Source organism: Cellulomonas sp. Leaf334, from assembly GCF_001424195.1.
GTDB lineage: Bacteria > Actinomycetota > Actinomycetes > Actinomycetales > Cellulomonadaceae > Cellulomonas.
The window spans coordinates 1-19,510 of sequence record NZ_LMOO01000012.1 but is presented as its reverse complement, the minus strand read 5'-3'; the positions used below and the strand labels follow the sequence as shown (position 1 = coordinate 19,510).

The window sequence follows — 19,510 nt, the reverse complement described above, 5'->3', positions numbered from 1 at the left end:
CGTCAGCACCACCGGCGTCGGATCCGTGTACGCGATCGTCTCCTTGTTCACCAGCACCCAACCCGTATCCGGCTGCATATGCACCGCCGGCACCGGCAAGGGCAACCGCCGAAAATCCGCGGCCGTCAGCACAGGTAAGACTTCGTTGCCACACGATCCGAAGTCCGCCATTTCCCAGGCGCTCCAGTCCGTCGCAGGAGGCACCCGAAATCGGCGCCAACGAGGCTCCACCCACTCCTGCCCCGCACAGTCCAATGCAGCCGCTTGCGGGACACCGCTCGGGCACGCACCACTCTCAGCTGCAGGCACCCATAAACCTGAGACCTCCAGGCACGCCATCACGTTCTTGGTGTCCCACTCCGTCCCCGGCACGACAGAGGGCCCTGTCCCCCCGGGCACCTCGCCCGCAGCCTGCCACCGCGACCACCAACTGAGGGACTCATAGGCGGGCCCCCGCGCCTCGACCTTCGCCTGTTGGACGTTTTCCCGAGCTGGTGGCGGGGGCGCCGCAGCTTGCGTCGGAGCTGCCGACAGGCCGAGCACTCCGAGGAGGACGAGCCCACTCAATGCCCTCACTCGGTGACCTCGGTCAGATCGACCTGTTCAACGCGCCATCCGTCGCCCACCCAGCTAATCGCGAAGAGGAAGTCGACGACGCCACCGTCCCCTTCGTCCACAACCGCACCCGACTGGTCGAGAACGCGGACGGGCCCCTGCGCGACACGCAGCCACGCGGAGAACCACTCGTCCGGACGAATCTCTGTGCTCTGTGAGCTGAGCACCTCCATTGGCTCGGCCTCAGTGGAGTACTTCCCGTCGACCTGTAGGTCAATCTGCTCGCCCAAGTACGCGCAATGCGAGCAAGCCGTCGCAGACATCGCCATCAGCGGCGCGATGTCCCCGGACTCGAATGCGTAGTCCGTCAGCGATAGGAAGTACGTCGCCGCCGCGATGGCCCCGTCCGTCGTCGGCTCGCTCATCGCAGCGGGAGGCTCCGGCTTCACCACCGGTGTCGGAGTGGGAGTGGGTGTCACCTCCACGGCCGGAGGAGCCGTCGACTCCGCAGGCTCCGGACCCCCGCCCGTGCACCCGGCCATCAATGCCACCCCGAGCACCGCCGGAATCACCCGCCGCTGCCATGCCCACCGTGCTTCTGCCGTGCTGCCCCGTCCACGCATGCGGGAGAACCTACCGATTCCNCCCCGAGCACCGCCGGAATCACCCGCCGCTGCCATGCCCACCGTGCTTCTGCCGTGCTGCCCCGTCCACGCATGCGGGAGAACCTACCGATTCCGGACACACCAGCACTGAGGTCGACAGAATCTGTGGACAGCAGCAGCCGGTCGGACGACGCGGCGTCGCCGGGCGCGGCACCGGCGCGAGGTACGCAGCCAGGGTCGACTCCCAGGCCTCCGTCGGAAAACGTACGAGGCGTGCGGCCTACTCCACGCAGAAGTCGCGCGCGTAGGTGACGCCGTCCACCGACCGCCCGAACAGCGACTGGACGGTCACCGTGACGACGCCGGTGAATGCGGGTGGTGTCGCGACGAGCTCGGTGTCGGACAGGGGCGCGAAGCGCGTGGCGGGGGCTTCTCCGAACCAGACGTCAGTGACCTCGGCGAGGCCCTCGCCGCTGAGCGTGACCTGCTGCGGCTCGCCGTCGTCGTTCGTGCACTCTGCCTCCGGCTTGATCGAGGTGAGCGTCGGCGGGTCGCCGGTGTAGGTGTAGGGCGCTGCGGCCGTCCCTGCCGGGGTGGTCACGGTCACCTGCACCTGCGGCACGTCGCTGGCGGGAGTGGTCGCGGTGATCTGCGAGGCCGAGACGACGGAGAAGTCGAGCGCCTCGACGGTCCCGAACCTGACGCTGGTCGTCCCGAGGAGGCCGGTGCCGCGGATGGAGACCTCCTCGCCGCCCACCCGTGGACCGGAGGGCGGTCGGACCTCCGTCACGACGGGCGCGGGCGCGACGTAGGTGTACGGGCGGGGAGCCGTCGAGGTCCCTGCTGATGACGTCACGGTCACGTCGACGGCTCCTGGCTCACCGGCGGGGGTGGTGACGGTGATCTGGGTGTCGGAGTCGATCTGGAGGTCCGGTGCGTCCCGTGTCCCGAAGCGCACGCTCGTGACGGAGCCGAGCCCGGTTCCCGACAGGGTGACCCGGTCGCCGCCCGCGGAGGGGCCGCTCGGCGGGCTGATCGCCAGGACGACGGGGGCGGGCACGTCGACCGAGGGCTCGACGTAGGTGAACGTGAGGCTCCCCGACGCAGACGTCCCGATCACCGTCACCTCGACAGCTCCGGGCTCGCTCGGTGGAGTCGTCACCGTGAGCTGTGTGTCGGAGTCGATCTGGATGCTCTGCGCGTCCGCGGAACCGAACCGGACGGTGGTGGTCTGGGCGAGACCGGTCCCGGTGATCGTCACGACCTCGCCGCCGGTCGTGAACCCGCTCGTCGGCGCGATCCCTGCGACGACCAGAGGAGGATCGGCGTGCACGAGGCCGCGGACGACCAGCCCGGCGGCTGTGAGCACGACGATGGCCGCGATGGTGACCACGCGGCGGACGAGGAGCCGGCTCCGCGCCGACGCGGCACCGCGCCGGGTGCCTCGCTCGAGCGCATCCGACAGGACCGACTGGTCGATCGACTCCGCAGCGGCTGCATCCACGCGTGCCCAGTCGACGGCGGTCACAGGGTCTGCCCCTGGAGGTCGAGGGCCGCGAGAGCACGGGAGAGGTTCAGGCGGACGTCGTCGACGGTGACACCGAGCACCGCCGCGGCGACGGAGTGGTCGAGCCGCAGCCTCTCGGCGAGGAGGAGGGCTTCACGTTCCGGTCGGGACAGGACCCTGGCTGGATGGGTGTCCGCGGGCGGGCGGGGGTGGGTCGCCGCCTCGAACCGCGCCTGGTGGACGAGGACGCACAACAGGTACACGCGGAGCGCCCCGTCGTCATTCCCGCGCCAGTACGCCGTCGCCTCCGCGATGCTGACGTCGACGGCGCGTGCGGCGGACTCCTCGTCGGAGCACAGGAAGCCGGCACTCGGGAGCAGGAGGGCCCGATAGGTCTCGGCGACCTCGAACGTCCGCCGACGGGGACGGTCAGGGTCGAGCGCGATCTTGGCGAGCAGCGGCGGGATGATCTCGACGGTGCTCACCCAGGGGAGCAGGCACAGGACGACGAGCGCCGCACCGACGGCGATCGCCACGGCGGGCACGACGTCGACGAGGTCCGGTGCCACCAGGACCCCGGCCACGAGGAGTGCCAGGCCTGCCAGCCCGCCGACGACCCGCCACGCGGACACCCCGCGCCCGCGGCCTCCGGGGTCGCACCGCGCCTCGGCCTGCACCTGGTGCCCGCGCGTCGCCACGGCTCATGCCCCGGCGTCACGTCGCGCGCAGCATCCACGCCGCGTCCTCATCGAACCGACCATCCAGCCATGGAACCGCCCCCCAGGACCATGTGCCTGGAACTCACCCAGACAGCCAGAGTGATCCGGTGCCCGACCGCACGTCAACGGTCCTGCGCGTTGTTCACCTTCGGGGCGGGGTGGACCGTCGCAAGGCGCCGACGAGAACGGCCACGACCGCGAGCCCGAGCGGCACCACGAGGTGCCATCCCGCGAGCGCGGCGAGCCCGAGCGACAGGACGCAGGCGACCGCGGCCGCCCACCATCCGGCGCTCCCCCGGTCGAGCAGGCGGACGGCGGCGGCCATGCCCACGGCGTAGATGGCGACCATGCAGCTGGTGTGCACGAGCACGAACGGCTCGAGCTCGCCGCCGGTGGCCACGGCGGCCGCGAAGTACACGGTGACGAGAGCGGCGACGACGAGCAGCGCCCGCCGCGGCACACCGCCCGGCTGCGCCCCCTGGGCGACCCAGGTCGGCAGGTCACCGTCGCGACCCAACGATGCGCCGAGCTTGGCGAACGCTCCGACGTAGGTGCCGAGCACGCCGAGCGTGACGATCGCGGCGACGACGGCCACGGCGACGCGGCCGATCCCGGGCAGGCCGACGTCGACGAGGTCCATCAGGGGGACGTCGGACGAGGCGGCGTCGTCGCCGAGCACGGTCACGGTGACGTACTGCAGGGCGAGGTAGGCGACGCCGACGACGACGAGCGCGATCGCGGTCGCGCGCGGGATGGTCCGTCGGGGGTCCCGGAACTCGCCGGCGAGGTGCGTGACGGCCTCCCACCCGGCGAACGCCCAGACGTACAGGCTCGCCGCTGCGCCGACGCCGGCCCAGCCGTGCGGCGCGAACGGCTCGAGGTTCGCGGGGTCGGCGGTGGGCAGGGACACCACCACGACGCCGACGACGAGCGCGACGAGCGCGCCGGTGAGCGCGAGCTGGACGGGTCCGGCGAGCCGCAGCCCGACGGCGTTGGTGACGAGCGGCGGGACGAGGAACGCGGCGCCGACGAGGTAGACGTGCCACTGCGCACCGCCGAGCATCGCGACGACGTACTGCGCCCCGAGCAGGGCGACGACCGGTGCCCCGACGCAGACGCCGAAGAAGAACCAGTAGCCGGTCATCCGTGCGGTGGTGGGCCCGAGGGCGAGCCGCACGTACGTCGCGACGCCGCCGGAGTCGGGGTGCCGGGTGGCGAGGGCGGCGAACGCCGCGGCGAGCGGGACGGAGGCGAGCAGGACGAGGGCGACGGCGACGAGGGAGGCCGGTCCGGCTGCCCGGGCGGCGAGGGTGGGCAGCAGGAGGATGCCGGTGCCGAGCACGGAGGCCACGTAGAGGGCGGTGCCGAGGGCCAGCCCGATGCGCGGCTGGGCGTCGGTGCTCGCGGCCGGTGCGGCGAGGACGGGAGCGGTCACCGGTGCAGCCTCTCCCGTGCGCCGCACACGAACCAGGCGGCAGACGGGCGACGTCCGTCAACATCCCGCCAGCGGGTGCAGCCAGCACAAAGCGGTCGAAAGCGGCGGAAAAATCAGGTGACCGCGGTCGCCCTGACATGGTCGAGTACTCCCACACCACCCAGATCGTCCGGGCTCCGGCCCGGGCACCGTCATGCCCGAGGAGAACCCCGTGTACCCGACCCAGACCTACGAGCTCACGCGCCAGGCGAACGCCGAGCGCCTCGCTCAGTCCCACCAGGCGCGCGTCCGCGAGACCGCACGCGACGCCAGACAGCCGACCGCGAACGTCGGTCGACCTCCGGATCCGCGGCGCGTCCAGGTGCGCCCGACGAACCCCGTCGGCGTCCTCGTCGCCCGATGATCCGCACCCCGGTGGGCGCGGACCGATCCTCCTGACGGATCTGGTCCGCGCCCACTGTCATGCATGCCACCATGTCGCCATGCCGAGCCACCCCCGCCCGCGTCCCCGGACCCGCGGGCGGCGCTGATGGGCCGGCACAACACCCCGGACCCCGCCGCTCAGCTGCCCGCCCGGACGCGTGCCGGGCGGTTTCTCGCGCGCTGGCTCGGACGGATCGGTCTGGGCCTCGTGGCGGGCGCGTGCACGCTCGGTGTCCTGCTCTGGGCGGGCACGTCCTGGACCGCGAGCCTGTGGATCGGCGGTGCGGTCGCGGTGGTCGTCCCGGTCGCCGCGTGGTTGGCGTCGACGGTCCCGGGACCCGAGTCACCCCGGTAGGTCCGACCGCGGCAGGGTGTGCAGGCGGTCGACCACGCTGACGACCCCCAGCACGACGACCGCGAGCGCCACGGCGGCAACGACGTCGGTGAGGAAGTGGTAGCCGAGGTAGAGCCTGCTCAGCGCGACGAGGGTGGTGCCGACGACCGTCGCGACGCCCCACCCCACGATCCGTGCCACCGACGGGTTCCTGCTGCACACGAGGTAGCCGGCGACGAGCAGGAAGGTCGCCGTCCCGATGGTGTGCCCGGACGGGAAGGACGCCGTCGTCTCGGCACCGGCGACGAACATCGTGTCCTCGGGCGGCCGTTCGCGTCCCACCAGCCCTTTCACGGCCAGGCTGACGAGGGTCGAGGCGATCATGGCCCCCGCGAGGAGCACGGGCCGCCACCACTCGTGCCGCACCAACCCCCAGACCAGGCAGGCGACCCCGACGACGATCGGCAGGACCGTCGGCCCGGTCACGAACGTGATGGCCGCCAGCACCGAGGTCCACGCGGCCGTACGGTGCGCGACGAGCCAGTCGAGGACCGGCTGGTCCAGGTCCCACAGGTCGTCCTTCTCCTGCACCCCGTCGAGCACGGACAGGAACACGCCGACCCCCGCGACGACCAACACGAGCCCTGGCACGACGGCCCACAGCACGGGGTGCGCACGCAGCGCCGCGAAGGGGCTCGCGCTCGGCGGCGCCAGGGCGGGTTCGTCCGACATGCACCGACGCTAACCGGGACACGACGACCCCACGACCGCACCGACCCACGACGCCCCCTAGGCTGACCTGCGTGACCAGCACGCCGACGCCCCCGCCCGCCGCCTCGACCGGCCAGGAGAGCGCCGACCGCATCGTCTGGATCGACTGCGAGATGACCGGGCTCGACCTGGGCGCAGACGCGCTGGTCGAGGTGGCCGTCGTGGTGACCGACTCCGAGCTGCGCGTGCTGGGCGAGGGTGTCGACGTCATCATCAAGCCGCCGGCGGAGTCGCTCGAGCAGATGAACGACTTCGTCCGCACGATGCACACCACCTCGGGCCTGCTGGACCAGCTGTCGACCGGGACCACGCTCGAGGACGCGCAGGCCACGGTCCTGGAGTACATCCGCGCGTGGGTGCCGGACCCCGGCAAGGCCCCGCTGGCGGGCAACTCGGTGGGCACCGACAAGGCGTTCCTCGACCGGGACATGGCCGAGCTCGTCGCGTACCTGCACTACCGGGTCATCGACGTGTCGTCGATCAAGGAGCTCGCCCGCCGCTGGTACCCGCGCGTGTACTTCGCGTCCCCGCGCAAGAACGGCGGTCACCGCGCGCTGGCCGACATCCTTGAGAGCATCGACGAGCTGCGCTACTACCGCGCGGCGCTCCTGCCGGCCCAGCCCGGCCCCGACTCGGCGGCAGCCAGGAAGATCGCTGCCGAGGTCGTCGCGACGTCGGTCAAGGGGATGCTGCGGCCGTAAGGCCCCGGGAACGGCGACGGGCGCCGACCAGATGGTCGACGCCCGACGCGATGGGGTGGCTAACGGGACTTGAACCCGCGACCCCCTGGACCACAACCAGGTGCTCTACCACCTGAGCTATAGCCACCACGATCACCCGACGCGGACGTCGGGCCGTCCAGAAGTGTACCCGAGGCTGGGACCACTTCCGGAACCGGCGGACAGTGGCCTGGGCCACTGTCCGCGAGGCTCAGAGCCGAGCGGCGATGGCGTCGGCGACGCGCGCCGCCGACCCCTCCGCGTGGGCGAGGAACAGGGACGGCTCGGTGAGCTCGACCTCGAGGACGACAGGATTGTCCTCGTCGTCGGGGATCAGGTCGACGCGGGCGTAGAGCAGGGGCCCGTCGGCGCCCGGCGCGAGCGTCGGCAGGGCCGCGACGACGCGCTCACCCAGCTCGCGCTCGGCGCCGCTCGCCTCGCGCGCCGTCATGATCTCCTGCCGGTACAGCGCGTCCGCCTGCTGCTCCCGGAAGGGCCCGTCGAGCAGCGCGCCCTTGTTGACGGAGTGGCTGAACTGGCCCTCGACGAAGACCAGCGCGGTCTCCCCCACCGTGTCGACCTTGCGCAGGTAGCGCTGGATCATGACGCGACGGCCCACGCTCAGCAGGTTCTTCGCGTGCGTGATCGCCAGGGAGCGCTGCTGCGTGACCCCGGCGTCGTAGCGCCCGGTGTCGCGCGCGCCGGCGCTCACGGTCGGCTTGATGACGAAGTCGCCGAACGCGGGGAAGCGGGTGTGGATCGCGCGCGAGTCGTGGTTGCGCTCGGGGTCCAGCCAGATGGTCGGCACGATCGGCAGGCCGGCTGTCTCCAGGTCCCGCAGGTACGTCTTGTCGATGTTCCAGCCCACCACCGACGCGGGGTTGAGCAGGGTGCTGGTCCGCTCGACGCGACGGGTCCAGTCGGCGAACTGCGCCGGCCGGTCCGTGTAGTCCCACGTGGAGCGGATGACGACGTGGTCGTACGTGCCCCAGTCGATGGTCGGGTCGTCCCAGACGACCGCGTCGGTGGCGATGCCGCGCTCGAGCAGCGCATCGCGCAGGAGCTGGTCGTCGGGGTCGAGCTCGGGCAGCTCGGCACAGGTGGCGAACGCGAGTCGGGCCGTCGTCGTGGTCACGGTCGCAGCGTACCGACGGGCGCGTCGACGTCCGTTGTGGCGTGCGTCTCGTCCTCCGGCTCCGTCAGACGGTCGAGGGCGCGCACCACGGTCGCCGGTGTGGCGCTGCCGACGACGCGGCCCTGGTCGTCGTGGACCGGCACCGGCCCGTCCGCTCCGACGAGCGCGGACAGGACGTCGCCCAGCTCGGCGCCGACCTGGAGAGAGGCGCGACCCGTCCCGGCTGTGGTCCCGACGACGCCCGGGTCCAGGTCAGCGCGCTCCAGACGCCCCAGCGCCAGCAGCCGAGCGGTGCGGCCGCGGCCCACCAGGTCCGCGACGGCGGGGGTGGCCGGGCGGGCGACGATGTCGAGCGGCGACGCGAGCTGCTCGATGCGGGCGCCCGGGCTGAGGACCGCCACGCGGTCCGCCATGCGCACCGCCTCGTCGATGTCGTGCGTGACCAGCATCACGGTGATGCCGAGGGTGCGCTGGATCCGCGCGAACTCGGTCTGCAGCCGGCGGCGCCCCACCGGGTCCACCGCGCCGAACGGCTCGTCCATGAGCAGCACCGGGGGGTTCGTCGCCAGCGCACGGGCGACCCCGACGCGCTGGCGCTCGCCGCCGGACAGCTCGTGCGGGAACCGTCGGGCGTACCGGTCCGGCGCCAGGCCGACGAGGTCGAGCAGCTCCTCGACCCGGTCGGCTGTGCGCTTGCGGTCCCAGCCGACCAGGCCCGGGACCGTCGCGACGTTCTGGGCGACCGTGCGGTGCGGGAAGAGCCCGACGTTCTGGATCACGTACCCCATCCGTCGGCGCAGACCCACGGGGTCGACCGTCGTGACGTCCTCCCCCTGGAGCAGGATGCGTCCCGACGTGGGCTCGACGAGACGGTTCGCCATCCGCAGGGTGGTCGTCTTGCCGCAGCCCGACGGGCCGACGAGCACGAGCACCTCGTGCGGGGCCACCTGCAGGGTCAGGTCGTCGACCGCTGCACCGGACTCACCGCGCCCGGACGCGTAGGACTTGCTGACGTGCTCGAAGGCGATCGCCGGGTCGTCTGCCACCTCCAGGACGCTAGTCGCTGCGTCCGACAGCCGCAGATCCTGCGCCTGTCGGAGGCCGCGGGTACGTTTCACGCCATGCGTCTGGCCGAGGCTCCACCCAACCCGTGGTTCTCGTGGGAGTACGTCGAGCGCAACTCCCAGGACATCGTCCGCGCCCTGGAGCAGCACGCGTCGCTCACGTTCCAGGCCGTCGTCATCGCGTTCGTGCTCGCGGTGCCGCTCGGCGCGCTCGCGCACCTGCGGCCCCGTCTGGCCGGCCCTGTGCTCGGCGTCGCGGGCGTCCTCTACACGGTGCCGTCCCTCGCGCTCTTCGCGATCCTCGCCCCGTACACGGGCATCGGACGCACCACGGTGCTCATCGGGCTGGTCTCCTACGCGCTGCTCGTCCTGACCCGGAACGTGCTGGTGGGGCTGCAGGGCGTCGACCCGGCGGTGCGGGACGCCGCCCGCGGCATGGGCTACGGCCGCGCCCGGCTGCTGCTCTCGGTCGAGCTCCCGCAGGCGCTGCCCAGCATCGTCGCGGGGCTCCGGCTCGCGACCGTGACCACCGTGGCGCTGGTCACGGTGGGCGTCGTGGTGGGCTACGGCGGGCTGGGCCAGCTGATGTTCCGTGGCTTCCGCAGCAACTACCACGCGGAGATCATGACGGCGACGGTGCTGTGCCTCCTGCTCGCGCTGGTGTGCGACCTGGTCCTCGCGGGCGTCGGTCGACGGATCACCCCGTGGGCGCGCGTCGAGAGGCCGGTGTGACGTGGACGTCCTCCAGGAAGCGTTTCTCTGGCTGAACGACCCGCTCAACTGGACGGGCCGCAACGGTGTCATCGCCCTGACGCGCGACCACATCGTCGTGTCGTTCCTGGCCGTCCTGCTCGCCGCCGTCGTCGCGCTGCCGACGGGTCTGTGGCTCGGGCACCGGCGTCGCGGTGCCACGGCCGGCGTCGTCGTCGCCAACACGACGCGTGCCCTGCCGACGCTCGCGCTGCTCACCCTGCTCGCGGCGAGCGGCCTGTTCGGCAACACCGCGACGGTTCTCGCGTGCGCGGTGTTCGCGGTGCCGCCGCTGCTCACCAACACCGTGACGGGCCTGGGCGAGGTCGACGCCGACGTGCGCGACGCGGCACGCGGCGTGGGGATGTCGGGCCGGCGCAGGCTGTGGTCGGTGGAAGTGCCGCTCGCGGTCCCGTTGATCGCCGCCGGCATCCGCACCGCCTCGGTGCAGGTGCTCGCGACCGTCCCGCTCGCCGCACTCGTCGGAGGTCGCAGCCTCGGCACGATCGTCGTCACCGGCTTCGGGACGCGCGACTACGGGCAGGTCCTGGCGGGGGGCATCCTCGTCGCCGGTCTGTGCCTCGTCTCCGAAGGGCTGCTCGCGGTCGCCCAGCATGTCCTGACTCCGCGCGGTCTGCGTGCGCTCGCACGGGACACCTCTGACACGCCGTCGCGGCGCGCACGACGGGCGCAGATCACGTCCCCAGCGCTTGCCGAGGCTCCGACAAACGGATCGAATAGGTCGGGTTCTTCGGCCTGACCTCCCCCGGCGGCGGCTGCTGTCGTCACCCGGGAACACTCCCTGCCGACTCCACGAGGAGAGCACGATGCGAGCGAGACGCTCCACCACCCTGACCCTGGTCGCCATCGCCACGCTGGCGCTCGGCGCCTGTGGCAGCCCCGGCTCGGGCGGAGGCGAGGCCGACCCGACCTCGTCCGGCACGTCCGGCCTGGCCACCTGCGACCCGATCGCGGGCGAGAAGCTCGTCGTCCTGGAGGACGACAAGGGGCTGCAGAACGCCGACAACATCATCCCCGCGGTCAACAAGGCGGCCGCGGACGCGAACCCGGCCGTGATCGAGCTGCTGGACTCGGTGTCCGCCGCGCTCGACACGGAGAAGCTGATCCAGCTCAACAAGGCCGTCGACATCGACCGGCGCACGTCGAGCGAGGTGGCGGAGGAGTTCGTCTCCACCGAGGGGCTGGCAGCCGAGGACGGCGCGGTCGGTGCGGGTGCACCGCTCGTCATCGGTGCGGCGAACTTCTCCGAGAGCGCCACGCTCGCAGAGATCTACGCAGCCGTGCTGCGTACCGGCGGCTTCACGGTCGAGGTGCGGACCATCGGCAACCGCGAGACGTACCTCCCGCCGCTCGCGGACGGCACGCTCACCGCGGTCCCGGAGTACGCGGCGACCCTCTCCGACGTCCTCAACGCGCAGCAGAACGGTGCCGACGCGGAGTCGGTTGCGTCCGCCGACGTCGACGAGACGGTGGCCGCACTGACCCCGCTCGCGGAGGCCGCCGGCCTGACCTTGGGGGCAGCGTCCGCGGCGCAGGACCAGAACGCGTTCGCCGTGACGAGCGAGTTCGCGACGGAGCATGACCTGACCACGCTCAGCGACCTTGCCGCCGCGTGCGGTGGGCTGGTCCTGGCAGGTCCTGCCGAATGCCCCGAACGGCCGTCTTGCCAGCCCGGTCTCGAGGAGACGTACGGGATCGAGTTCGCCGACTTCCAGTCCTACGACTTCGGCCTGATCGGCCAGGCCGTGCGCCAGGGTGAGGCGGCCATCGGCCTGGTGCTGTCGAGCGACGGGTCCCTCGCCGCCGACAGCTGACGGTGACGACGACGGGGCGGACCTGTTCGGGTCCGCCCCGTCGTCGCGCTCAGAATCCCGCGGTCTCCAGCAGCCGGAGCCACACCTCGCTGACCGTCGGGTACGACGGCACCGCGTGCCAGAGCCGGTCGAGCGGGACCTCCCCGACGACGGCGATCGTCGCCGCGTGCAGCATCTCCGCCACCTCGGGCCCGACGAACGTCGCGCCGACGATCACACCGCGCGCGTCGTCGATCACGATCTGCGCGCGACCCGCGTAGTCCTCCGCGAAGACCGTGGCGCCCGCGACGTTCTCGAGGTCGTACCCGATCACCCGCACGTCGAGGCCCTGTCCCCGGGCCGCTTCCTCGCTCAGCCCGACGTACGCGACCTCCGGCCGGGTGAACACGACCTGCGGCACGGCGGCGACGTCCGCGGTCGCCCGGTAGCGGCTCCACGGTGCCGCCGCGCGCTCGTCGTCGGCGCTCAAGGAGCGGTCCCCCGCGGTCGCTCCCTCCGGGGAGTCGGACGCGGAGGACCGCGGGTCGAAGCGGGCCGCGATGACGTCGCCGACGACGCGCGCGTCGTACTTGCCCTGGTGGGTGGTGGCCGTCCGGCCGGACACGTCGCCGACCGCGAACAGCCAGCCCCCGTCGGCGCCCGTGACCTGGAGGGCGTCGTCGACGGTCAGCGCCTTCCCGGGCTCGAGCCCGAGCGTCTCCAGCCCCAGGTCCGCGGTGCGCGGCCGGCGACCGGTGGCGACGAGCACCTCGTCGACGACGACGTCCGCACCGGCGCCCGTGGACAGGTGGACGCCGTCCACCTCGCGGCGCACCGACTGCGCCTCGGTGTCGAACAGCACCGTCACGCCGAGGTCTGTCAGCGCCGCCGCGACGGCCTCCCCGGCGAACGGCTCGGCGTTGGCCAGGAGCCGGTCCCCACGCACGAGGAGGGTCACGGCGCTGCCGAAGTCCGCGAACGCCGTGGCCATCTCCACACCGACGACACCGCCCCCGAGGACGGCGAGCCGCGCGGGAACCTGCTGCGCCGAGGTCGCCTCACGGCTCGTCCACGGCGGTAGCTCCGCGAGACCGTCGATGCGCGGGACGACGGCCGCGGAGCCGGTCGCGACGACGACCGCGTGCCGCGCGGTCACCTGCACCGGACCCTCCGGACCGTCGACCGTCAGGGAACGCTCGCCGGTGAGACGCGCGTGCCCCCGCAGCAGCGTGATCCCCGTGCTCTCCACCCAGTCGACCTGCGAGCTGTCGTCCCACTGGTGGGTCACCGCATCCCGACGGGCGAAGGCGGCTGCCACGTCCACGTCACCCGTGACTGCCGCGGCGGCACCCGGGACACCACGGGCAGCAGCGAGCGCCGCACCCGGCCGCAGGAGCGCCTTCGACGGCATGCACGCCCAGTACGAGCACTCACCCCCGACCAGCGCGTCCTCGACGAGCGCGACGCTCAAACCGGTCCGCCCGGCCCGGTCCGCGACGTTCTCCCCCACCGCACCGCCGCCGATCACCACGACGTCGAACTCACGACCCTGCTCCGCCATCACCGGCTCCATCCGTCCGTCGTGCCGCGGCCCAGCGGCGCCGCGGTCTCGGCCCATGCTCGCCCACGGAACCGACCTCCGCAGGGCGGTGGGACGATCGCGCGTTCGAGGTCGGAGGAGCGCGGCGGCGGACTCCCTCGGCTCGTCCCGGGAACGACCGAGGCCGTCGCCCACCACGGTGGGAGACGGCCTCAGGATGGTGCGCCATCAGGGACTCGAACCCCGAACCCGCTGATTAAGAGTCAGCTGCTCTGCCAATTGAGCTAATGGCGCGCGGTTGAGAACGCTAGCAGGCCGGGCGCCCGATCTGCCAATCGAAACGGGCTGCCGTGACGTCCGTCACGCGTGCCCGGGGTCGGAGGACTTCTGGTCCTTCTCCCACCATGCCTCGTCGGGAAGGCCCTCGGCCTCGAGGATCTCGGCGGACGTCGCCTCGGGGGTCGCGAGGTCGACGATCAGAGCCAGCGGGACGTGCTCCGCGAGCAGGTCCCGGACGGGCTGCGTGTCTTCGGGGACCACGGGGGTGGTGTCGTGCTCGGTCATCGTGATCGTTCTCCTCGGGGGACGGGGGTCCCCACGTGCTCAATGCCACCACCACGTCCCACGCGGTGCAAGGCGCTACGCCGACCAGGTGCGGCCGTCGCGTGGAGGAACGATCAGAGGTACAGACCGGTTCCCTCGCCCGTCCCGCGGGGCTCGGCGACGGCGTGCACGTCCTTCTCGCGCAGGAGGACGTACGTCGCCCCGGCGAGCTCGACCTCGGCGCGGTCCTCCGGGTCGAACAGGACGCGGTCGCCCACCTCGACCTGCCGGACGTGCTGGCCGGCTGCCACGACTGCACCCCACGCGAGTCGTCTCCCGACGACGGCCGTCGCCGGGATGACGATGCCCGCGGACGAGCGCCGCTCCCCCGGCTCGCCGTCGAGCGAGACGAGCAGACGGTCGTTCAGCATGCGGATCGGGAGGTCGCTCACGCGTCCGACGGTACCCGTGCGACATAGGCTGACCGCATCCCCGACCACCTCGTCCCAGGAGATCCCGTGCCCCGTCTCGCCGTCGGCGACCTCGCCCCCGACTTCACCCTGCCGACCGCCGACGGCGGCAGCGTCACGCTGTCCGACCTGCGCGGACGCCGGGTGATCGTGTACTTCTACCCGGCCGCGATGACCCCGGGCTGCACCACGCAGGCGTGCGACTTCCGCGACTCCCTCGCATCGTTGCAGGGTGCCGGGTTCGCCGTGGTCGGTGTCTCCCCGGACACGGTCGACAAGCTCGCAGCGTTCGTCGAGCAGGAGCACCTGACCTTCCCGCTGGGCTCCGACCCGGAGCACGCGGTGCTCGAGGCGTGGGGCGCCTGGGGCGAGAAGCTCAACTACGGCAGGACCGTGACGGGGGTGATCCGCTCGACGGTCGTCGTCGACGCCGAGGGTCGGGTCGAGGTCGCGCAGTACAACGTCAAGGCCACCGGGCACGTCGCCAAGCTGCGTCGGGACCTCAAGGTCGCGTGAGCCTGTGGGAAACTTCCGCTGCGCGGGAGTGGTGAAACGGCAGCCACGCCAGGTTTAGGTCCTGGTGCTCGAAAGGGCGTGCGGGTTCAAATCCCGTCTCCCGCACGCGCTGGTCGTGGGACGACCAGACCCCGCGGTCCGGACAGCTCCCGGCAGGACGTGATCCTGCCGGGAGCTTCTGCATGTGCAGGCCTAAACGTTCCGGGTGCCGGGAAAGCGTTGTACACCGGTGTAGATCCCGCTACTTTTCCGGCGAACCCCCAGTCCGGAGTTCGGTCGCTACCAGGATGTGAGCGCTAACATCCACGGTTTCCTCGACGCGTCGACGACGACACGTCACGGGAGCGAGCCGACGGAGGCGCTGCTCGCGGGACGCGACTCGACTCGAAGGAGCGAACGATGAAGAAGTCCGCCGCTGCACTGGCATTCCTGGGCCTGCTGCTCGCCATGGTGGTCGCAGCGCCGACGGCGACCGCCGCGTCGATCGACACGACCGCGTCGTACGTGCTGGTCAACCGCACCAGCGGCAAGGCCCTCGACGTCTACAACCTGTCCACCGCCGACGGCGCCCGCATCACCNTCGATCGACACGACCGCGTCGTACGTGCTGGTCAACCGCACCAGCGGCAAGGCCCTCGACGTCTACAACCTGTCCACCGCCGACGGCGCCCGCATCACCCAGTGGTCCCGCAACGACGGCGCCCAGCAGCAGTGGCAGTTCGTCGACTCCGGCAACGGCTACTACCGCCTCAAGTCACGCCTGTCCGGCAAGGTCCTCGACGTCACCAGCCGCTCCACCGCCGACGGAGCCGCCATCATCCAGTGGTCCGACGCCAACTCCACCAACCAGCAGTTCTCCATCCAGGACATCGACGGCTACATCCAGCTCATCGCCCGCCACAGCGGCAAGGCCGTCGAGGTCCAGGGCGCCTCCACCGCCGACGGCGGCAACATCGTCCAGTACGCCGACTGGAACGGCTCCAACCAGCAGTGGCAGCTCGTCCGCCTCGGCGGCACCACCAACCCGACGACACCCCCGCCGACCGGCGGGTGCGCCCTGCCNGACCACTTCGCCTCGTTGTCGGCCGCCGGGGGCAGACCGCGGCCGAAGCCGTTGTCCTTCGAGGTCCAGGGCGCCTCCACCGCCGACGGCGGCAACATCGTCCAGTACGCCGACTGGAACGGCTCCAACCAGCAGTGGCAGCTCGTCCGCCTCGGCGGCACCACCCCGACCACACCGCCGCCGACCGGGACGTTCACCAACCCGGTCGTCTGGCAGGACTTCGCCGACGGCGACATCATCCGCGTCGGCGACGCGTACTACTACTCGGCGTCGACCATGCACTACTCGCCCGGTGCGCCGATCCTGCGCTCGTACGACCTGGTCAACTGGGAGTACGCAGGCCACTCCGTGCCGCGCCTCGACTTCGACGACAACGGCTACGACCTCAACGGCGGCCGCAAGTACGTCAAGGGCATCTGGGCGTCGACGCTGGGGTACCGCAAGAGCAACAGCACCTACTACTGGTACGGGTGCACGGAGTTCAACCGCACGTACGTGTACACCGCGTCGGCCGTCGACGGGACGTGGACCAAGAAGGCGCGGCTCAACCAGTGCTACTACGACGCCGGCCTCCTGGTCGACGACAACGACACCATGTACGTCGCGTACGGCAACGGCACGATCAGCGTCGCGCAGCTCAACGCCGACGGCACCGCGCAGGTGCGCGCGCAGCAGGTGTTCCAGGTGCCGTCGAGCGTCGGCGGCACCCTCGAGGGCGCCCGGTTCTACAAGCGCAACGGCTACTACTACATCTGGCTGACCAAGCCCGCGAACGGTCAGTACGTCCTGCGGTCCAGCTCCCCGTTCGGCCCGTACGAGATGCGGCAGGTGCTGCTCGACCTGCCCGGACCGATCTCCGGCGGCGGGGTGCCGCACCAGGGCGGGATCGTCCAGACGCAGGCCGGTGACTGGTGGTACATGGCCTTCACCGACGCCTACCCGGGTGGACGGATGCCCACGCTGGCACCGATCAGCTGGACAGCCGACGGCTGGCCGACCCTGCAGACGGTGAACGGCCGCTGGGGCACGACGTACAACCGGCCCACCATCACGACGACCAAGACCGTCGCCTCGATGATCGGCAGGGACACGTTCGCGGGTCCCACGCTGGGCCACCGGTGGGAGTGGAACCACAACCCGGACACCAGCCGGTTCAGTGTGAGCAACGGCCTGCGGCTGCAGACCGCCACGGTCACGAACGACCTGTACAACGCACGGAACACCCTGACGCACCGCATCCAGGGGCCGACGTCGACGGCGACGGTCGAGCTCGACTACTCGGCGATGGCCAACGGCGACCGGTCGGGTCTCGCGATGCTCCGGCAGTCGTCGGCCTGGGTCGGGGTGGTCAAGACCAACGGGAGCACCCGGGTGGTGATGACCGACGGGCTCAGCATGAACAGCTCGTGGGCGACCACCGGGACCGGGGTCGAACGTGCCTCGGCGAACGTGTCCGGCGGGCGGATCTGGTTGCGGGCGACGGCCGACATCCGTCCTGGCTCGGGCCGGACGGCGACGTTCTCCTACAGCACCGACGGCACCACGTTCGTCCCCCTCGGACCCGCGTTCACGCTGAACAACCAGTGGGAGTTCTTCATGGGCTACCGGTTCGGGATCTTCAACTACGCCACGCAGGCACTCGGCGGCGCCGTGACGGTCCGCAGCTTCGACCTGACCACCCCCTGAGACCTGGTCGATCCGACCGGGGCGATCGCCTCGATCACCTTTCGACGGTCCGCATGCCCGCGTGCCGTCCCCACAGAGAGCGAGACATCATGCGCACGACTCACGAACAGCGGCACCACCACGGGTGGAGGCGACAAGCAGCGGCGCTCGCCGCCACCACCGGGCTGGTGCTGACGATGGCGGTCGCACTGGCGAACCCGGCCCAGGCGGCGTCGACGCTCGGTGCCTCGGCGGCGGAGAAGGGCCGGTACTACGGCACGGCGATCGCGGCCGGGAGGATGAGCGACTCGACGTACATCGGGATCGCGAACCGTGAGTTCAACATGATCACGGCCGAGAACGAGATGAAGTGGGACGCCACCGAGCCGAACCAGAACTCGTTCAGCTACAGCCGCGGCGACCAGATCGTGAACTGGGCCCGCAACAACGGCAAGCAGGTCCGCGGCCACGCGCTCCTGTGGCACGCGCAGATGCCCGGCTGGGCCCAGAACCTGTCCGGCAGCTCCCTGCGCAACGCCGCGATCAACCACGTGACCAAGGTCGCCACGTACTACCGCGGCAAGATCCACTCCTGGGACGTGGTCAACGAGGCCTTCGCCGACGACGGGCGCGGCAGCCGTCGCGACTCGAGCCTGCAGCGCACCGGCAACGACTGGATCGAGGCCGCCTTCCGCGCAGCCCGCGCCGCCGACCCGAACGCCAAGCTCTGCTACAACGACTACAACACCGACGGCATCAACGCGAAGTCCACGGGCGTCTACAACATGGTCCGCGACTTCAAGTCCCGCGGCGTGCCGATCGACTGCGTCGGCTTCCAGGCGCACCTGGGCACCGGCATGCCCGGCGACTTCCAGGCCAACCTGCAGCGGTTCGCCGACCTCGGCGTGGACGTCCAGATCACCGAGCTCGACATCCAGCAGGGCGGCAACCAGGCGAACATGTACGCCGCCGTGACCAACGCCTGCCTGGCGGTGTCGCGCTGCACCGGCATCACCGTGTGGGGCGTGCGCGACTCCGACTCGTGGCGCACCGGCGCCAACCCGTTGCTGTTCGACTCCTCGGGCAACAAGAAGGCCGCCTACACCTCCGTCCTGAACGCCCTCAACGCGGGCAACGGCGGTGGCGGCGACGGCGGCTCCTCGTCGATCGACACGGGCGCCTGGTACGTGCTGGTCAACCGGAACAGCGGCAAGGCGCTCGACGTGTACAACCTGGCCACCAACGACGGTGCCCGGATCACGCAGTGGACCCGCAACAACGGCAACCAGCAGCAGTGGCAGTTCACCAGCTCCGGCGACGGGTACTACGAGATCCGGTCCAGGCTCTCCGGCAAGAACCTGGACGTGTCCGGGAAGTCGACCGCCGACGGCGGCGCGATCGTGCAGTGGACCGACAACAGCGGGGCCAACCAGCAGTGGCGGGCCACGATCTCGAACGGGTACGCCACCTTGATCAGCCGGCACAGCGGCAAGGCCCTGGAGGTGCAGGGCGCCTCGACCGCTGACGGCGCCAACATCGTGCAGTACAGCAGCTGGAACGGTGCCAACCAGCAGTGGCAGCTCGTCCGCGTCGGCTGACCGACGCCCGTAGCAGGGGTGGGGCGCCGACCGGGCGCCCCACCCCCACGACCCCCGAAGGAGTGGGACACATGAGCAGGACGCAACACCACGCCAGACGGCGCCTCCAGGCGTTGCTGCTGGCGATGACGGTCGCGGTCACCGGTGTGATCGCCGTGGTCGCAGCGCCGACCGCGACCGCCGCATCGATCGACACGACCGCGTCGTACGTGCTGGTCAACCGCACCAGCGGCAAGGCCCTCGACGTCTACAACCTGTCCACCGCCGACGGCGCCCGCATCACC

19 protein-coding genes, 3 tRNA genes and 2 pseudogenes are annotated in these 19,510 nt (G+C 71.4%); 12 read left to right on the top strand and 12 right to left on the bottom strand.

Annotated features, from left to right (window positions below; genetic code table 11):
- Window positions 1-572: 572 nt before the first annotated feature.
- From ASF78_RS21775 to ASF78_RS21760, 4 genes are all read right to left on the bottom strand, one after another.
- Window positions 573-1,097 carry a DUF6318 family protein gene (locus ASF78_RS21775; RefSeq protein ID WP_255354849.1) on the bottom strand — a complete coding sequence of 175 codons (525 nt, stop codon included), beginning with the start codon at window positions 1,095-1,097 and terminating at the stop codon, window positions 573-575.
- 343 nt (window positions 1,098-1,440) lie between these two features.
- Window positions 1,441-2,688, bottom strand: coding sequence for an IPT/TIG domain-containing protein (locus ASF78_RS21770; protein ID WP_056594781.1), 1,248 nt, complete (start codon window positions 2,686-2,688; stop codon window positions 1,441-1,443).
- Window positions 2,685-3,365, bottom strand: a complete 681-nt coding sequence (locus ASF78_RS21765; RefSeq protein ID WP_056594779.1) for a hypothetical protein — start codon at window positions 3,363-3,365, stop codon at window positions 2,685-2,687. The genes ASF78_RS21770 and ASF78_RS21765 overlap by 4 nt, the downstream gene beginning before the upstream one ends.
- 163 nt (window positions 3,366-3,528) lie before the next feature.
- Window positions 3,529-4,821, bottom strand: a complete 1,293-nt coding sequence (locus tag ASF78_RS21760) for an APC family permease (RefSeq protein WP_056594776.1) — start codon at window positions 4,819-4,821, stop codon at window positions 3,529-3,531.
- A gap of 211 nt (window positions 4,822-5,032) precedes the next feature.
- Here ASF78_RS21760 and ASF78_RS21755 point away from each other — a divergent pair, with 211 nt between their 5' ends.
- Both ASF78_RS21755 and ASF78_RS21750 read left to right on the top strand, forming a co-directional pair.
- Window positions 5,033-5,224 (top strand): hypothetical protein, encoded by a 192-nt coding sequence (locus ASF78_RS21755; RefSeq protein WP_156374286.1) that lies wholly within the window; start codon window positions 5,033-5,035, stop codon window positions 5,222-5,224.
- Between the two features lie 63 nt (window positions 5,225-5,287).
- Complete coding sequence (locus ASF78_RS21750; protein WP_156374285.1) at window positions 5,288-5,599, top strand: hypothetical protein; 312 nt, start codon at window positions 5,288-5,290, stop codon at window positions 5,597-5,599.
- On the opposite strand, the gene ASF78_RS21745 is transcribed toward ASF78_RS21750, so the two are convergent.
- Entirely contained in the window at window positions 5,588-6,310 is a 723-nt protein-coding gene (locus ASF78_RS21745) for a phosphatase PAP2 family protein (protein WP_056594766.1), read from the bottom strand. The genes ASF78_RS21750 and ASF78_RS21745 overlap by 12 nt on opposite strands.
- A gap of 71 nt (window positions 6,311-6,381) precedes the next feature.
- Between ASF78_RS21745 and orn the strand changes: the two genes are divergently transcribed.
- Window positions 6,382-7,050 (top strand): oligoribonuclease, encoded by a 669-nt coding sequence (orn, locus tag ASF78_RS21740; protein WP_056594763.1) that lies wholly within the window; start codon window positions 6,382-6,384, stop codon window positions 7,048-7,050.
- 51 nt (window positions 7,051-7,101) lie between these two features.
- On the opposite strand, the gene ASF78_RS21735 is transcribed toward orn, so the two are convergent.
- From ASF78_RS21735 to ASF78_RS21725, 3 genes are all read right to left on the bottom strand, one after another.
- Window positions 7,102-7,177 (bottom strand) — tRNA-His (locus tag ASF78_RS21735).
- Between the two features lie 102 nt (window positions 7,178-7,279).
- Entirely contained in the window at window positions 7,280-8,203 is a 924-nt protein-coding gene (locus ASF78_RS21730) for a RimK family alpha-L-glutamate ligase (protein ID WP_056594761.1), read from the bottom strand.
- Complete coding sequence (locus ASF78_RS21725; protein ID WP_056594759.1) at window positions 8,200-9,249, bottom strand: ABC transporter ATP-binding protein; 1,050 nt, start codon at window positions 9,247-9,249, stop codon at window positions 8,200-8,202. Before ASF78_RS21725 ends, ASF78_RS21730 begins: the two co-directional genes overlap by 4 nt.
- Before the next feature lie 75 nt (window positions 9,250-9,324).
- On the opposite strand from ASF78_RS21725, the gene ASF78_RS21720 reads away from it, so the two are divergent.
- The 3 genes from ASF78_RS21720 (at window position 9,325) to ASF78_RS21710 (ending at window position 11,852) form a co-directional block, all read left to right on the top strand.
- Entirely contained in the window at window positions 9,325-9,999 is a 675-nt protein-coding gene (locus ASF78_RS21720; RefSeq protein ID WP_056594756.1) for an ABC transporter permease, read from the top strand.
- A 1-nt stretch (window position 10,000) separates the two neighbouring features.
- Entirely contained in the window at window positions 10,001-10,777 is a 777-nt protein-coding gene (locus ASF78_RS21715) for an ABC transporter permease (RefSeq protein WP_056594753.1), read from the top strand.
- A gap of 67 nt (window positions 10,778-10,844) precedes the next feature.
- The gene (locus tag ASF78_RS21710) at window positions 10,845-11,852 is read left to right on the top strand and encodes a glycine betaine ABC transporter substrate-binding protein (protein WP_056594751.1); all 1,008 of its coding nucleotides are present in this window, start codon (window positions 10,845-10,847) and stop codon (window positions 11,850-11,852) included.
- A gap of 49 nt (window positions 11,853-11,901) precedes the next feature.
- On the opposite strand, the gene ASF78_RS21705 is transcribed toward ASF78_RS21710, so the two are convergent.
- From ASF78_RS21705 to ASF78_RS21690, 4 genes are all read right to left on the bottom strand, one after another.
- On the bottom strand, window positions 11,902-13,392 hold the full coding sequence (locus tag ASF78_RS21705; protein ID WP_056594791.1) for an NAD(P)/FAD-dependent oxidoreductase: 1,491 nt from the start codon (window positions 13,390-13,392) through the stop codon (window positions 11,902-11,904).
- Window positions 13,393-13,589: 197 nt separating this feature from the next.
- Window positions 13,590-13,665: transfer RNA gene (locus tag ASF78_RS21700), tRNA-Lys, on the bottom strand.
- A gap of 66 nt (window positions 13,666-13,731) precedes the next feature.
- Window positions 13,732-13,935, bottom strand: coding sequence for a hypothetical protein (locus ASF78_RS21695; protein ID WP_056594748.1), 204 nt, complete (start codon window positions 13,933-13,935; stop codon window positions 13,732-13,734).
- Between the two features lie 113 nt (window positions 13,936-14,048).
- The gene (locus ASF78_RS21690) at window positions 14,049-14,345 is read right to left on the bottom strand and encodes a co-chaperone GroES (RefSeq protein ID WP_056594788.1); all 297 of its coding nucleotides are present in this window, start codon (window positions 14,343-14,345) and stop codon (window positions 14,049-14,051) included.
- Between the two features lie 87 nt (window positions 14,346-14,432).
- On the opposite strand from ASF78_RS21690, the gene bcp reads away from it, so the two are divergent.
- From bcp to ASF78_RS22570, 6 genes and pseudogenes are all read left to right on the top strand, one after another.
- The gene (bcp, locus tag ASF78_RS21685; RefSeq protein ID WP_056594745.1) at window positions 14,433-14,900 is read left to right on the top strand and encodes a thioredoxin-dependent thiol peroxidase; all 468 of its coding nucleotides are present in this window, start codon (window positions 14,433-14,435) and stop codon (window positions 14,898-14,900) included.
- Window positions 14,901-14,922: 22 nt separating this feature from the next.
- Window positions 14,923-15,005 (top strand) — tRNA-Leu (locus ASF78_RS21680).
- A 499-nt stretch (window positions 15,006-15,504) separates the two neighbouring features.
- Window positions 15,505-15,962, top strand: a pseudogene (locus ASF78_RS23205) (RICIN domain-containing protein); the annotation flags it as partial.
- 1 nt (window position 15,963) lies between these two features.
- Window positions 15,964-17,649: family 43 glycosylhydrolase (locus tag ASF78_RS21675; RefSeq protein ID WP_235518763.1), on the top strand; the 1,686-nt coding region annotated here is incomplete at its 5' end.
- A gap of 89 nt (window positions 17,650-17,738) precedes the next feature.
- Window positions 17,739-19,226 (top strand): endo-1,4-beta-xylanase, encoded by a 1,488-nt coding sequence (locus ASF78_RS21670; protein ID WP_056594742.1) that lies wholly within the window; start codon window positions 17,739-17,741, stop codon window positions 19,224-19,226.
- Between the two features lie 71 nt (window positions 19,227-19,297).
- Window positions 19,298-19,510 (top strand): annotated as a pseudogene (locus ASF78_RS22570) (RICIN domain-containing protein); the annotation flags it as partial.